Genomic DNA, 14,987 nt, shown 5'->3' with positions numbered 1-14,987 from the left:
ATGAAAAAAATAATACTTTTGGCGATGGTGGTTTATTTTTTAGTGGCTCCGTTTACTTATCATCCTGATACAAAGTTGACCTTAAGGTATCCGTCATTGGGGAACGGAAAAGTATGGGATGTCTATGGTTATATAGATGCTCACAAACTAGATATACCGGATTTTCACTATCCACCGGCTCACTTTTGGTGGTTGAAGGTTCATTATCCAATTTCAAAATTTATCGGAGGGAGTGGTTTTGATCAGTGGCTTGAGAGTGGTAGCGCAGAGGCAAGTTTTGATGTTAACTCCTTGAGATATAATTTGGCGGCGAAATTTCCGTTGCTGATTTTGGGTTTAGTAAGTGGTTGGTTGATATACAGAATTGTAAAGAAATATTGTGGTAACGAAAAAAAAGCTTTACGAGCGGCCCTTATCTGGTATTTTAACCCGATAACCTTATTCTCTTTGGTGGTCATGGGTCAAAATGATATAGTGGCAATAATTTTGTTTCTTTCAGGAATATTATGTTACGAGAGGTGGGGGCTTGCCGTGCTGTTTTGGGGGTTGGCAGCAGGGGTTAAAACATATCCTATTATATGGGTGATTATGTTTTTGTTGGCTTGGGAGAAAAGTATCTATAAGTTGGTGCTGAAGTTTTTCGGAGTGATGATGGTTTACGGGTTGATATTGTTGCCCTGGATAGGGAAAAGTTATTTTACTGAGGCGGTGTTGAACTCCGGGTTGTCACAGAGAATGTTCGTCTCAAATATTTCGATTGGTTTTGGTAAAGAGATAATGATAGTACCGTTACTGTTGGTGGTGGTGGCATTAAAGGCAGTGAGCAACCGTTTTGGTAAAAAATTATCTTTTGGTTGTCTGATGATTATGGAGAGCTCTTTGGTTATCTTGGGTTTTAGTCATTTTAATCCTCAATGGTTACTATGGTTGTCACCATTTGCTTCAATCATATTCGCGACCAAAAAGATTACCAAAGTTGAAATAATTGTTGGTTTATTGATTTTGATGTCGTGGATTGGTTTGACTCTTGGTTTTGATGATAAATTTCTTAGTTGGGGGTTGGTGGCGCCGATTAGCCCGAATTTGATTAACTATCCGACAATATCCGAATTTGCCAGGAATAGAGTTATTAATATTAGTGGGTTGATTAATCTTTGTCAGAGTGTGTTGGCTGGGGTGGCGGTTTGGTTCTTGGGACAAAAAATAAAAAAAGATAATGTAGAGAATAAAACAAAATTAGATTTACCGAAATGGTTAATACTTTTACCGTGGCTGTTGATGATCCTACTGGTTTTATTTATTAGCAGTTTACAAGTTATTGAAAAAAGTCCATCCGGATTGAGTGAAACGAGGGTACCGATAGAGGGAATAGTAAGTCGGGAGTGGGTATATGATTCTGTATCAAGTTTAAAATATTTTGAAATATTTCTGGACAATCCCGGCCTTAACTCAAAAGATATCGGTACATTGGTTGTTTCGGACAGCAATGGAAACACATTTGAGAAAGAGTTTAGCGGATTTAACGCCGGGGCAAACACGTGGCTGAGGGTTGATGTTCCGTTGGTAATGAGAAATTCCGAGACTCTAAAAATTTCAATACAAAAAGTGGTTGTAAACGACGGGTTACTAAAGATCGGAATGGACCAGGAGAATCGTTTGGCCGTAAATTTATATGGTCAGACTTCTCCTGAATTAACAGATATATGGAATAAAGCGACACATTTTTGGTGGTGGTGGATGGTGGTGGCTGGCTTATCGATTGTTTATTGGATATGAAAGTGAAATTTGTTCTAATGATGGTGGCATTAATGGTTCTAGCGGTTTTTTTGAGGGTTTATAGATTAGACTATCTGGAGTTGTTTGGGGACGAATTGGATGCAGGATATCAATCTTATTCTCTATTGATGACGGGAAGGGACTATAAAGGGAATCTAATACCGGCATATATTCATAGTTTTTCTGAATGGAGGGCTCCGGGGTTAATGTATGCGATGGTTCCATTTATAAAAATTTTTGGGCTAAATGAATTCGGAGTAAGAATGGTTTCGTCATTTTTTGGGATTTTGGGGATTTCGGGGTTTGCTTTATCATTGAAGCTTCTAAATATCCGAAAGAAAGTAATTGTGGCGGTAATATTTTTTATTACAGTTTCTCCCTGGCATATACAATATAGCCGGGCTGGTTTTGAGTTGACATTGCTGTCCTCCTTGCTGATATGGGGAGCATATTTTTTGATTTTAGGACTAAAAAGGAGCGGATATTATTTTACTGTTTTAAGCGGGTTCTTGCTGAGCCTTGGTTTTTATACTTATAATACGGCCAATATTTATGTGCCGCTATTGGCGCTAATGACTTTGATCGTCTTTCGGGCAAGCAAGAAGCAATATTTGATATTGTTTCTTGTCGGGTTAGTATTTTCTTTGCCGATGATTTACCAGATTTTTTACGGTCATGCCGCCGACAGATTCGGTAAATTTTCTGTGTTTGCCGACGGACAGGTGGTGGTAGAGATGGCCAAGTACCGGGAGGCTTCAGGTAATGCAATGATTTCCAAGGTTTTTTATAACAAATATGTTGTGGTGGGCAAGAAAATATTATTTAACTATTTAAATGCCTTTAGTCCCGATTTTCTGTTTAGAAATGGTGATATAACATTTAGACACTCACTGAGGCAGGTGGGGAATTTGTATTGGATAATGGCTCCACTAGTGATAGTGGGATTGTTGGTGACGATGACCAGAAAAAAGAAGGTGGTAGCTGATTTTTGGTTGTTGGGATTACTGTTATTGGCGCCGATACCGTCGAGTTTGACAATCGATGGATATAATCATGCCTCCAGATTGTTTTTGATGATATATCCGTTAATGTATTTTGCCGGATTGGGATTTGCTAACTTAACCAGAGGATGGTGGGTAGCAGCTATGTGTATTTTGATTTTTGAATTTTGTAATTTCCAATATTATTATTGGAATTTTTATAGGGACCAGAGCTCCAGATGGTGGCATTATGGCTACAAAGAGGCGATGTTATACATTGCCAATAATTATCCAAAATATGACAGAGTATTAATGGATAATACATATGAGCCGTCGTTGATCAGATTTTTGTTTTGGAACAAAGTGGATCCCGCCAGTGTTTTTGGAGTGGTGGACAAAATGGACAAACAGATTGATGGATTTGACGGCTTCTGTATCAGTCCGGCGGTTTGCTTTGTCGATTTTTATGGTAGGTTGGAAAGTAATAAAATGAATAGTGGTGTTTTATACTTGATTTCACAGGAAAAAAATGTAGGAGGTGATTGGGATTGGAGCAAGGATCCTCCCAGTGGTATAAAAACAGTGAAAACGATCAGGGATTTTGACGGACTACCCTTGTTTTATTTGGTCGAAAAAGATGAAGGAAATTACTAGCCAAACAACCTTTTTATTTTTTGGTATTTTTGACCCGACCAAATTGTAGAGTTGATTAAAAAATGCCTTGCGAGTCCATGAAATATTTTTGAACTCGGAATTAGTCGTCTCCATTGGTTAATATTGCTTGCCAGATTCTTTCCGCTGGCGCCGTGATGATGGACAAGTGAGCATTGAGGGTAAAAAAATATTTTATAATTTAGCTTTTTGATTTGGCGGCACAATTCCAGGTCTTCGTAAAACATAAAATACCTTGTGTCCCAGCCACCGATTTTTTCAAAAAGACTGCGGTCAATAATGACAGCACCGCCGGAGACGGCCCAGACCTCAATTGGCTTATCTGTTGCCGGTGTGTACTTGGAGTATGATTTTTGGCCCAACCAAAATTCTCTGAAGGCATTTGTAATAGTTTGGGGGGGGAAAACGGATCCCTGTGGGCTTTGATCAACATTTAGAAATTTTGGACCGATAAGACCTATTATGGGATTTAGTTTAATGTGACGAAGCATGTCGATAAGCCGACTATTTAATAATTCCATATCGGAATTGAGAAATAGGATATATTTGCCTTTTGCGTATTTTGCCGCCAGATTATTGCCTTTTGAAAATCCATAGTTTTTCGAGAGTTTGATATATTTTACAAATTTTAGGTCTTTAAAGACTTGCTGAGTGTTATCAGTAGATCCGTTATCTGCGACGATAATTTCATAGTCAATTTTATTTTCTAAAGATCTTTTAATACTTAAAACACACTTTTTTGTAATTTCTGAGGTGTTCCAGGTAAGAACGATTATCGATAATTCAGGCATATTTTGTTTATGTATAACGGACAATAAGGTGGTTTTATTTAAACAGATCAAAAATTTCTTTATCTGTTAATTTTGGAAAAACGATTTGGGAGGGAAATTTCCCGATCTGTCTTTTGGCAGCACGGATGATTTTGAGATAGTTTGGTCCGGACAAAACACGTAATATTTGAGTTAGTTTATTTTGCCTGATCATTTGCGGGTCGGTAATATTTCTTAATACGGTGAGAAGACGGTTTCTTTCTTTAACATAGTCCGAGAATCTCTTGGGGAATTTTGACATAGTTGATTCATGTTTATGGCGGATGATACATTTGGGCTCCCACAATAAAATATATCCTGACTTCCATGCCCGATAGCCAATATCCAGATCCTCGGAATAAAATGGGGCGTAAATTTCGTCAAATCCGCCAAGTTTTATAAAAATGTCCTTCCTGAGAATGCAGCCGCCTCCGGATAGCCAACCGGTGATGTGAGTCTTGTCGATTTCTCTCCCGGGTTCATATTGAATATAACCTTCTTTCCAATATATTTTTGCCCAATTTTCGTTACCCCGTTCAGAGAAACCAACCCCGTATACTTTAGGATTTTTGAAGTGAAGGAGGGCGTTTTTTATGTAATTTTTTTCCGGGGTAATGTCACTATTGAGAAGCACAACTAGCTCTCCTTTGGCCTGACTAACGGCACGATTGGTGTTTTTCCCAAAACCCATATTAACCGAGTTGGTGATTAATTTTATTTGTGGATATTTTGGCCGGAGACTTTTTATGTATTTCACACTACCATCTTCGGAAGCATCATCGGCTAGAATGATTTCTTCGGCTTCGGGGCTGGATTGTATTACATTGATAAAATTTTTATTAAGTAAATTGAGTCCATTCCAGTTGGTAACAATAACAGAAATTTTCATTTTAGTTGATGATCGACAATAATTTTTTCTCAAAATTTTCTTTGGAAAATTTTTCGCAGGAAAGAAGAGCATCCTGAGACATATTTTTTTGAATTTTTGGAGAGGCAATTAAAAGGTTGGTTTTTGCTATTAGTTCTGCGGTGGTACTCCAGAGGTAGCCATTTTTTCCATCGGAGATAATTTCCGGTAGTCCTCCTTTTGCGACGACGATAGGGACAAGTCCGGATGACATGGCCTCGACCACAGTTATTCCAAAATGTTCGGTGTTTTGGGGATTAATGTTTTCATCCACTCCGTAGCCGGCAGCGTGCCAATATATTTTGGAGGCAGAATATGTATTTTTTAGTGTAGTAAAATCAGGGTTAATTAAGAATTCCACAGGGAGATTTTTTGAGATATATCTAAGGTGTTTTAGATAAGAATTATTTTCGGGTTTTTCCAGACTACCGCCGGCTAAAATCAGTTTCCAACCGGGGTTTTTGGGTGATAATTTTGAGAAAGAATTAATCAAGACATCCTGTTTTTTGGCGTTTAAGATATTGTCGAATCTGCCTACGGACAAAATAATATCTGATTTTTTATCAGATGAGCTAAACTTTTGGATATCCACCGGCGGGTAAAGGATAAATTTGTTTGTTTTTAAGTGACTTTGTGTAAATCTGGAGGTAAATTCCGAGTTGCAGATAATTATTTTAAATAAAAATAGCTTGATATTGTCGGTGAGTATTTGAAGAGGTGATCTTTTGGGGAGAAATGGGACCTGTACATGCAGGATGTTGGTTTTTGAAAAAATAATGGGGATGCTTCCATCGCTCAGATAAAAAAACAAATCGTATTTTTTGGTTATCTGATATTTTTCAAAAATTGATTTGGCCTTTTGATAAATATTTTTGTGAGGAATTATTTTGCTGGTGATTTTGGGTAATTCCTGTCCGTCCAGGGCAAGGTCTATTCTTTCTTTATGGATGTGAAAAATATCGGGAACGATATTTATCTTGTCTATGGAAAGCGAAAATCTGTCTTGGGCGCGACTGATCAGAGAACGGTCTCCTGACCAAAACAAATCAACACTATAGCCGTTTTTTAAAAGGATTTCTGCCACAGACAAACAATAACGTTCACCTCCCCCCAAAGTGTCTAAATAGGGATCATAGATGGCTGCTTTTTTGGTCATTTTGTTGTAGCTCCCAGAGTCTGGCATATATAATAAAGGTATCATACATCTCGAAGATTACAGAAATCCAGCCGACATTTCCGTCACGCCACATTTGTTGTTTTATTAGTCTTTCCCACATTTTTGTAAACATCATTCTCAAAAAACGCCACCAAACAACTGGGGGGTGATTGTTTGCGAGTAGTGCTTTTGCCTCCATATCCGTCCAAACAACAGTTTTATCAAGCATTGATGACAGGTCTCGGTGGGTATAGTGTTCAAGATGGTGTTTAAGAAAACCTAGTGATCCCGAGACAATCGGTTCTTCGTGGAGGTATCCGGTGTATCCTCTAAATTTGGGGCGGTAGTATAGTCTTTTTACATAGTCGGGGTATGAGCCGCCATAGTAAACTCTTTTTCCCAGATAATGATTTGCCCGTGGAACTACATAGTATGAAGCCGATGGGTTTGTAATTGTTGATAGTATTTCGTCTTTTAGATTTTGAGTGACGACTTCATCTGCGTCAACGTAGAAGATCCAATCCCCTTTTGATTTCTTATACCCAAGGTTTCTCCACTTGGAAAAATTCTTATTGTATTCATCTGTAGTTTTGACAATAACAATGTCTCGGATTATTTGTTTTGAAATGGATACCGTGCTGTCGGTTGAATTGGCGGCAACCAAAACAACTTCGTCTGCCCAGGTACAACTTTTCAGACAGTTTTTGATTATCTTTTCTTCATTGCCGGCCAAGATGATGATTGATAAGGATATTTTTTTCATTTCCAACTTCCTTTGCCAAGATTGTTCAAGTAAAAATCAGAGACGGCTTGTTTTTTCCAAAATGATTTTGAGGTCAGAAAAATTTTGATTGATTCTCGGATAAGGGCAAATTTGGCCCGAAGGTTTGCATATTTTAGACCAAAAATAAGACGATTTCTGCTGATGAAATAGTCCTGAAGCGATGAACCACTTGAAGAAGAGCCTGAGTTGACATGCCAGATAAATGCCTGGGGGATATAGGCAAGTCGGAAACCGGATTTTTTGGCTCGTTGGCAAAAGTCAACATCTTCAAGGTACATAAAATAGTCTTTGTCAAAGAGTCCAATTTTTTTAAATACCCCGGATTTAACCAACATGCAACAGCCGGTGATAAAATCTATGTTGGTTTTGATTTGATCATGTTGCCCCGTGTCTACCTCGTCGACTCCTATGTTGCTGCCGATAATATTAGCCCAATCCATTTTGCCCCCGGCAAACCAGATGACTTTTCCGATTTCTTTGGGAGTGTAGCGATGTTTATGATATTCATACCCGGGGGCGAAGTAGATTTTTGGTCCCAAGATGTCGAAGTTTGATTGTAAAGCCGCAGTGACTAAATTTTCTAAGAAGTATGGATCGACCAATATATCGTTATTGCTGACAAGAATGTAATCGTAGTCTAATTTTTTTTTAATTTCCTTATTGAAAGCCGGAACATATCCAATATTTGTAGGGTTTTTCAAGATTGTTAATTGTGGGTTGTTTTTGTAGAGAGATTTTAATTTTTTAAATGATCCATCGGCTGATCCATTGTCGATGGAAAAAATTTTATATTCAAAATTCTTATGTTTGATTTTTAAATAGGAGTCGAGGGTCTGAATGGTCAATTCCGGCTGCTTCCAGTTGAGAATCAAAATTGCGATTCTAACCATGGTTAAAAATTTTTTGTAAACCTATCCAGGGTGTTTCTTAATCTGATTATTATTATTTTAAAGATATTTTTGGAATATTCTTGTCTGAAGTATCTGGTAAACCAATAGCTATATTCATAGGTAGATTCCTGGCTGGCGGAAACAAATGAGTCCTTTGGCATGGGCTTGTCCTGGCTTCCCTGTTTTTCCCAGAGTCGGATATAGATAAGGGAGATGGCAAAGCCCTGTAAAATTGAAAAAATGAGTCCATGGACCCCGTCTTTGTAGCCTTCGGCGGAGAAAAAGCGGCTATTAAATTCCTGAATAGGTTTGAGGATAAAATCGCCTATTTTAACTTTATAACCATTTTCTTTCAATTCGTCTGCCTGAACTCCACTGTAACGCATAGCCCGGAAGACAAATTGAGATACGGTTTTGTAGTTGTTGTGCCTGATGGCTAGTTTTTCACTATCGAGGAGGTTAATCCCATTGCCCTTGGTTTCCGGTTGGCTATGAATTTCCTTTTTCCAGGTTACGGAGCCTTTTTTGAAAAAACGGATAAGATAATCCGGCCAGCTATTGGAGTGCCTGATCCATTTACCAAAAATAATATTTTTTCTAGGTATTCTGACAAAATCCACATCTTGCCTTTGGGTGATCCTGGTAAGCTCCCTTTTTAGTGTTTTGTTAAGATATTCATCTGGGTCCAGAAGTATTATCCATTTCCCGCTAGCTTTTGATAATGCAAAATTTCGGGCAATTTCTACCACCTTTACCGGTCGGTATTGGATAACTTTGGCGCCAAAACTTTCGGCAATTAGTTTACCGTTATCGGTGGAGTACATGTCGATAACGATAATTTCATCAGCAAAATTTTTAATAGATTTCAGACATTTTTTGAGGGAATCCGCTTCATTCTTGATATTAATTACGGCAGAAATTAGAGGTTGGTTTTGCATAAGAGATAGGTTATTTTATCATCTTTCCACTTTATAGATGATAATTTCCGGATTTTCAAAAATATTTTTTATGTATAACTGATCTATTTTCAGATCGGTTTTATTTTTTTGGGATCCGGCCAGGTAGATATAATCGATACCATTGTTAACCAAGAATCCCCTGTCTTGGTATATTGATTTCTGGTCAAAAAACTTTTTTGAACTATCCAGTCTTTCGGTCCAGTTGTAACCTGAATTTTGAAGATTCATATAATCGTCAACAAATGTCTGGTGCTTGGTATAGGCGGCCAGATACGAGGTAGTTTCGTAAAGATATATCGGCAGAGGTGTGGATGGGTGGATAAGTTTTGAGTATTGGTCAAAGGGGTAGGTAAGGATGGTTCCTGGCGGAAGTTTATTTAAAAAACTTATTGCTTCGAGCTCATTTCTATCTATAGCTGTAGGAGGAGGGTTGCCGGTATAATTTTGGATGAAATCGATATTGCTAAGAAGTGAGGTAGTCAGAACTAAGAATAAAAGGATTTTGATGGAAACTTTTTGAAGATTGGTGGTGATATGGATAGTCAGAAGAATGTTTGATAAAAATAAGGCGTAATAAAGGAATTGAATGGTGTTCCAACTTGTGCCTGATTGGATAAAAAATGTCGGAATTAATGTTAAAAGCAAGATAATGGCGGCAAGAATTTTATTTTGTTTTTGACTGAGCGACAAGAACCCGATAACTCGCCAACTAAAGTTACCGATAACAAAACTGGCGAAGCCTATCAGATATAGACCTATCAGGCGCGGACCAATTCTATTTGCTGCTTCCAGGGTATAGCGCATATTGGCAATTACCGGGAGGTAGAGACGGTCCTTTGACTCGATCATGGAGTTGATAAACCAAAACGGTTTGTATATTAATAAACTAACCGATGATTTGTTGTATATAGAAAAGAGAAGTGCGGCTAATGCCAGTGATATCGCAAGCATTATTATTGGCTGGAAGTTTTTATTTTTTAAGGCAGCCAGACTAAAGACAGAGAAAAATCCATAGAGAGGGATGGCGGAATATGATTTTGTGATAGGACAGAGGACGAGGATGAGACCGACGATGACCAGTTTTTGGGCGGAAAGATGTTGGTGGTAAGGATGCTGATAAAGGATTAGGATTAGGACGAGAAGAAAGATTAGTGATAGTGCATAGGGTGGATTGATCAGAGTGCTTGATGATTGCATCGACCAAAATAAGGATTCTCCTCCAAATGTACCGGAGCGGATAAGGGTTATAATCCAACCGAAAGAGTTGGCAAAAGTATTTAGAAAGACAAGGAGAAGTCCGCCATGAGTTTTACCGGTGATTTTTTCCCCCAAACTGTAGCTAAGGTAGAGAATGGAAAACGACATGAGTAGAGGCATAATTTGAAATAGCCAAAGAGAGGGGCTGATGCCGGAAATTTTGGACAGATATGAAACCAAGATATTGTAAAATGGGTGGTAGTTTTTTAAAAGTTGCCCGGAAAAAGTTGGCAGAGGTATTTGAAAAGGGTTTTTCAGATGGTTGACAAGGCTCAGATGCCAGATCATGTCATGGGCGTTTGGTCCCCAGAAACCAATTCCAAAATCGTAAGAAATGCCGCTTCGGATGATGGGAAGTGAGAGGAAAAGTGAACACAAAAAAATAAATATAGCTATCCCTATTTTTTGTTTGAAAACCATTTAGTTTGGGAGATAAACCAATTAACTTCATTACGGCTGACGGTTAGGTGATAGCAAAGATAAACCAGAGTTCCGATGATTATTTTGCTGATAAGAAGTGAAAGAGGGGCTAGCGGTAGTTGCTGAAGAGATATGAGACTGACAATGACAAGTATGGTCGAAATAAATGGATGAAGGATAATCTTAAGAATATTTATTTTAAAAATATTGTGGGCAATTATCCAAACGACAAAGGAGCTCGATCCCACAATTACTGCGGCATATGAAGTACCAATATAACCATATCGAAGGCTTAACAGGGGGTAAAAAATCCAAGTTAGAATTGTCCACATAATCATAAGTTTGGTGGTGGTGGTGATTTTGCCAATAGCATTAAAAGCGTTGGTTATCGGAGAAGTAACGGCGGCGATTGCATATGAGACGGCGTAGAGATATAGGGGAAATATGGCCGGTGACCATTTTGTATATTTAGGGATTATTTTTATAATATCCGGGGCGATTAAGCTAATACCGGCCAGGGCCGGAAAAACAAATAAGGCAATAAAATAAAGTGATTTCTCTAAAGAACGTTTTAGGAGATCGGTTTTGTCCTGCAACCTTGAAAAGGTGGGAAAAGTGACTCTCATAATTGCATCCATAAAACTTAGAGGGATTCTTGGTCCTTTTTGAGCCCAGGAAAGAATGCCAAAGCTGTCTCTACCGATAATTCCGGCAACCAAAAGATTTGACAGACGGTCTTTTGCCATGGCTATAAATGAATTTAACTGAAAAGGTATACCGTATTTAAATAAACGCTTGGCGGCAGTTTTTGAAAAGGAATAACCGATTGGCCAGGAGCTGAAGTGATAAATTAGTACCAGACCCAAAATGCTTCGAAAAAAAGTAGCGATTGCATATGAGTAGGCACCAAAGTGAAAAAATGCGAAGACAACAGCGACGAGATAAAAACTGATATTTTCAGCGATATCGACAGTGGATATCAATTTAAAGTTTAGTTTTCTCTCAAGCAGTACCGATGGTATTGTTTTTAAAGAGGCAGTAAAAAAGGCAAAACATAAAGAGACGAAAATCCAAGTTTCTTTGAGACCATAGGATCTTGAGGCGCTTAGTCGAAAAAAAATAAGAGAGATGACTATCAGACTGACTATTACTAGTATCTGTTGGATTAGAAAAGTAGTTTGAAGATCCTCTTTGGTGACGTCATTTTTTTGTTGAATAAGAGCTGAAGCAAGGCCGATATCGGAAAAATATCCTAATATACCGACAGATTCGGCGACTATGGCAAATAAACCGACTTCCCCGGTGCCCAATAGAATGGTTAATAGGAAAAAACCAATGGTGGAAATTGCCTGAAGACCGATGTTTCTTAGAGATAAAAAAACCACGTTGGTGGTGGTTTTTTGTTTTATTTCTTCGATATTGATCTCTTCCATAGATTCAGAGAAAGGTAAACGAGAACAGATAACCAACTTAAAAGCGATATTATGTTGCCAACAGTTCTTATAGGTGTGTTTTTAAGTTTAATATATAGTTGATGATTTCCCGTTTCGAGGTTGACAACCATGCGACCAAGTTCAGGATCAATGGTGTAATTAATTTGGCGGTTGTTGTCGGTAATGACAAAGTTTGGGAAAGCGAGTTGGGAAATGATAATTTCAGAATCTTTTTGAAGGATAAGGTTGAAAAATAGCCAATCTGTCCCCTGTTTTTGTCCAGTGATAATGTAATCGGATGGGGGGTTTATTGAGTCAATAAATTTGGTAGCTGGTTTTTTTGCCGCCATCGAGGCTGTTTTCGGTAAATAGTCGTAAATGCTTGCGGTAGTTTGTAGACGCCAACTTTCACCTGAGAATTTTTCCAAATCGGATACTGGTCCGCTTCTAACGGGATGAAAATAGTTGAAATTAATTGCAAAGGTAATAAGTGCAATTGTGCCGGTGATAATAACAACCGTTTTGAGTTTTATATATTTTGAAAGTATTAGAGGAATAATTCCGATAGAAATGGAAGAGAAAAGAGAGGTGAGACTTAAAAACCGCCAGGGGAATTGAACTTTTTGAATTACGGGAAATAACTGCCATAGGAAGGTCGAGCGTTCGTGGGACATGAAGGTGGTGAATAGTCCCGTGGATATAAGAATAGTGGTAAAAATGTAAACAGTATCTATTTTCTTTGTTTTATAAGTAATAAAAACAACGGCAAAAACGATAAGCACAGGCAAAAACCAGTGGAGATATCCGACCATAAATGACATTCCGTCATTGGGACCCCAAATTGAGCCTCCATCTCCCCAGAAATTACTGATAAATAATTGGAAAATAGAAACAAAGTGGGCAGTGTAGTGATAATAATTGGTAAACATTGTTTCTATTTGGACTAGTTTTGATTCGAAGAGAACAGGAAGAGTGAAAAAGGCGGAAAGACATATGGCAAATAACCCACTTAAAGCTAATTTCAGAAAATATTCCGGCCGGAAATGTTTTGATTTGTATATCCAAAAAAGACAAAAGGTAACCAGAATCGGGATAAAGGTCAAAACTGTGGGATTGTGGGATAGCATTAAAAAGGAAAGAGAAAGCGATAAACCGATGAAATAACAAGTTTTGTTTTTTGTTATTGCCCGATGAGCAAAAAACAAAATTAGGGGAAGAAATACCAATGCCCAAGCTTCGTTCATTGCCCCGCGGACATAAATATTTAAGGCGTGATTGGGAGCATATGTATAAAAAACAGATGATAAAAATCCTCCTAATTTACCAAATATATCTTTGGCAAATACGTAGATGAAGAGAGCAGAGAATATAAATTGAAGGATGGCGGTTAATTTAATCGAAGTCAAAAAAGAAAATCCCAAAACTCTGAATACTTGACCAACGGCATAGGGTAGTGCGGGGTAATAGTTGAAAAGTGGATAGCCATATTCGTAACCGAGATAAGGTGACCAGCGGCACGGTATCTGCCCATCTTTTAAGCATTGCTCAAAGCTTAGTTGTCGGATGGGCTGCATGTCATCATGCATGATGTAGTAACCTGGTTTGAGAAGAAAGGAAAAGGCGGGAATTGTACAGATGAAAACTAAGATTGGCCAAAAGAATCGTTTTTTAGTTAATTTGGACAACATGATTATATTTTACTATGAATGGCTTAGGTTTTATCGAGCCGGTAAAGAATAATTTGGTTATTGATTTCCTGCTGATTTGTAACTTTAAACGGTTTAAAAGAAGATACTTCCCAAACCTTTTCTGTCTCCGGAGGCCGGTCAGGCGGCGCAACCAGAAACAGAGTTTGATTGTCAGAGTATGTTTCTACCTCCTTGGGTGGGCAGTGGCGGATGGTAAGCAGATATCTAATGTCATAAGATCTGGTATCACCACCGACAGTGGAGGCGATATTATAATTTTCAGGGCAGATGTTTTTTGTGATAATGTCTACAACCCTTTTTTGAGATGGGTAATCCCAGCCGGAAAGGTTGTCGAGCGGACTTACCGGAGGAATAAGTAAACCTATTAGAAATAAGAAAAAGGTAGAAGCGATAATAAAGTATTTTTTGACTTTGAATTTGTTTTGGAAATAGGCAAAAAACCATAAAATAAAGATAAGGGTGGGATATACGAAATAGTGTGGAGTTAATCCCCTGTTTTCTTCAAAATGAGTAAAAATAAAAAAAATTGTTCTTATGTTGTAAAAATTATGTCTTAACTCGAAGATTATTATTGGTAAGGCTCCAACCGTTGTTCCTAATAAGAATAGTGGAATTTGCCAGATCGATTTGGATTTTGTAAAAATTATGAAAGCGACTATCGGAATGGTCCATACTAGCGCGGAGTAGTGAAATGACACGGCGTTTCCTAGTGTTATTGCGGCCAATAGCAAAAAGATGTTTTGTTGCCTTTGGTAAAATTGATCGATAAAGTATGTGACTAATATCCCCAGAGGAATAAGGAAATGCGGGTTCCAAAAAAAACGGCTATGAGTGATCAGATAGCAGAATGAGGTTAAAAAAACAAAGATAATGATGGCGGAATTGGGGTTAAATCTTGAACGAAGCCAAAATATAAAAAAGATTATGAAAGTAAGTTCGATAAAATTATAGAAAGCGGTTATTTTTACGGGATCCCACTCACTAACTATGCCAAGTATTGCCAGGGCATAGTAATAATTTCCACCGATATAGAAGTTTCGTCCGTCGCGGCTTTTTGATGTGACCATCGGGCCGATTAGGCTGATTTTTTTGCTAGTAACCATTTGGTATGTTTCCAGCAAGTGAATACCCTGATCGAGCCTAAACTCAATATTTTCATTTAGACGGTTTATTCTTAGCAAAAGATAGATGACTGAAATACCAAGTATCAGGAAATAAAATCCAATTTTTTTCAT

12 protein-coding genes are annotated in these 14,987 nt (G+C 38.0%); 2 read left to right on the top strand and 10 right to left on the bottom strand.

Translation table 11 applies throughout. The annotated features are described in order from the left end of the window. Both WC841_01510 and WC841_01505 read left to right on the top strand, forming a co-directional pair. A complete protein-coding gene (locus WC841_01510; protein ID MFA5828027.1) occupies nt 1-1,776 on the top strand; it encodes a glycosyltransferase family 87 protein in 1,776 nt (591 codons plus the stop codon). Continuing rightward, on the top strand, nt 1,773-3,410 hold the full coding sequence (locus WC841_01505; GenBank protein MFA5828026.1) for a hypothetical protein: 1,638 nt from the start codon (nt 1,773-1,775) through the stop codon (nt 3,408-3,410). The genes WC841_01510 and WC841_01505 overlap by 4 nt, the downstream gene beginning before the upstream one ends. Here the strand turns inward: WC841_01505 and WC841_01500 are convergent. Genes WC841_01500 through WC841_01455 form a run of 10 tightly spaced genes read right to left on the bottom strand, consistent with a single transcriptional unit; the run spans nt 3,407 to nt 14,987 of the window. Next, the gene (locus WC841_01500) at nt 3,407-4,219 is read right to left on the bottom strand and encodes a glycosyltransferase family 2 protein (protein MFA5828025.1); all 813 of its coding nucleotides are present in this window, start codon (nt 4,217-4,219) and stop codon (nt 3,407-3,409) included. The genes WC841_01505 and WC841_01500 overlap by 4 nt on opposite strands. A gap of 34 nt (nt 4,220-4,253) precedes the next feature. Beyond that, nucleotides 4,254-5,126, bottom strand: coding sequence for a glycosyltransferase (locus tag WC841_01495; GenBank protein MFA5828024.1), 873 nt, complete (start codon nt 5,124-5,126; stop codon nt 4,254-4,256). Nucleotide 5,127: 1 nt separating this feature from the next. Next, nucleotides 5,128-6,327: a glycosyltransferase family 4 protein gene (locus tag WC841_01490; protein ID MFA5828023.1), complete on the bottom strand. Its 1,200-nt coding sequence runs from the start codon at nt 6,325-6,327 to the stop codon at nt 5,128-5,130. After that, entirely contained in the window at nt 6,275-7,063 is a 789-nt protein-coding gene (locus WC841_01485; protein ID MFA5828022.1) for a glycosyltransferase family 2 protein, read from the bottom strand. The genes WC841_01490 and WC841_01485 overlap by 53 nt, the downstream gene beginning before the upstream one ends. Further along, entirely contained in the window at nt 7,060-7,974 is a 915-nt protein-coding gene (locus tag WC841_01480; protein ID MFA5828021.1) for a glycosyltransferase family 2 protein, read from the bottom strand. Before WC841_01480 ends, WC841_01485 begins: the two co-directional genes overlap by 4 nt. A 2-nt stretch (nt 7,975-7,976) precedes the next feature. Beyond that, nucleotides 7,977-8,912, bottom strand: a complete 936-nt coding sequence (locus tag WC841_01475) for a glycosyltransferase family 2 protein (GenBank protein MFA5828020.1) — start codon at nt 8,910-8,912, stop codon at nt 7,977-7,979. Between the two features lie 18 nt (nt 8,913-8,930). Beyond that, nucleotides 8,931-10,568: a hypothetical protein gene (locus tag WC841_01470; protein MFA5828019.1), complete on the bottom strand. Its 1,638-nt coding sequence runs from the start codon at nt 10,566-10,568 to the stop codon at nt 8,931-8,933. A 20-nt stretch (nt 10,569-10,588) separates the two neighbouring features. Then, nucleotides 10,589-12,043 (bottom strand): oligosaccharide flippase family protein, encoded by a 1,455-nt coding sequence (locus WC841_01465; GenBank protein MFA5828018.1) that lies wholly within the window; start codon nt 12,041-12,043, stop codon nt 10,589-10,591. Beyond that, complete coding sequence (locus WC841_01460) at nt 12,016-13,731, bottom strand: glycosyltransferase family 39 protein (GenBank protein ID MFA5828017.1); 1,716 nt, start codon at nt 13,729-13,731, stop codon at nt 12,016-12,018. Before WC841_01460 ends, WC841_01465 begins: the two co-directional genes overlap by 28 nt. A 23-nt stretch (nt 13,732-13,754) precedes the next feature. Next, nucleotides 13,755-14,987, bottom strand: coding sequence for a glycosyltransferase family 39 protein (locus tag WC841_01455; GenBank protein ID MFA5828016.1), 1,233 nt, complete (start codon nt 14,985-14,987; stop codon nt 13,755-13,757).

The organism is Candidatus Shapirobacteria bacterium (genome assembly GCA_041659325.1).
Classification (GTDB): Bacteria; Patescibacteriota; Microgenomatia; order UBA12405; family UBA12405; genus JBAZYN01.
Note: the sequence above shows the minus strand (reverse complement) of the source record. Positions and strands in the feature narration are given on the sequence as shown.

What these genes read in the sequence shown, in the direction of transcription:
- WC841_01510 (MFA5828027.1), top strand. Translation starts at nt 1, where the DNA reads ATGAAAAAAATAATACTTTTGGCGATGGTGGTTTATTTTTTAGTGGCT.
- WC841_01505 (MFA5828026.1), top strand. Translation starts at nt 1,773, where the DNA reads ATGAAAGTGAAATTTGTTCTAATGATGGTGGCATTAATGGTTCTAGCG.
- WC841_01500 (MFA5828025.1), bottom strand. Translation starts at nt 4,219, where the DNA reads ATGCCTGAATTATCGATAATCGTTCTTACCTGGAACACCTCAGAAATT.
- WC841_01495 (MFA5828024.1), bottom strand. Translation starts at nt 5,126, where the DNA reads ATGAAAATTTCTGTTATTGTTACCAACTGGAATGGACTCAATTTACTT.
- WC841_01490 (MFA5828023.1), bottom strand. Translation starts at nt 6,327, where the DNA reads ATGCCAGACTCTGGGAGCTACAACAAAATGACCAAAAAAGCAGCCATC.
- WC841_01485 (MFA5828022.1), bottom strand. Translation starts at nt 7,063, where the DNA reads ATGAAAAAAATATCCTTATCAATCATCATCTTGGCCGGCAATGAAGAA.
- WC841_01480 (MFA5828021.1), bottom strand. Translation starts at nt 7,974, where the DNA reads ATGGTTAGAATCGCAATTTTGATTCTCAACTGGAAGCAGCCGGAATTG.
- WC841_01475 (MFA5828020.1), bottom strand. Translation starts at nt 8,912, where the DNA reads ATGCAAAACCAACCTCTAATTTCTGCCGTAATTAATATCAAGAATGAA.
- WC841_01465 (MFA5828018.1), bottom strand. Translation starts at nt 12,043, where the DNA reads ATGGAAGAGATCAATATCGAAGAAATAAAACAAAAAACCACCACCAAC.
- WC841_01460 (MFA5828017.1), bottom strand. Translation starts at nt 13,731, where the DNA reads ATGTTGTCCAAATTAACTAAAAAACGATTCTTTTGGCCAATCTTAGTT.
- WC841_01455 (MFA5828016.1), bottom strand. Translation starts at nt 14,987, where the DNA reads ATGAAAAAAATTGGATTTTATTTCCTGATACTTGGTATTTCAGTCATC.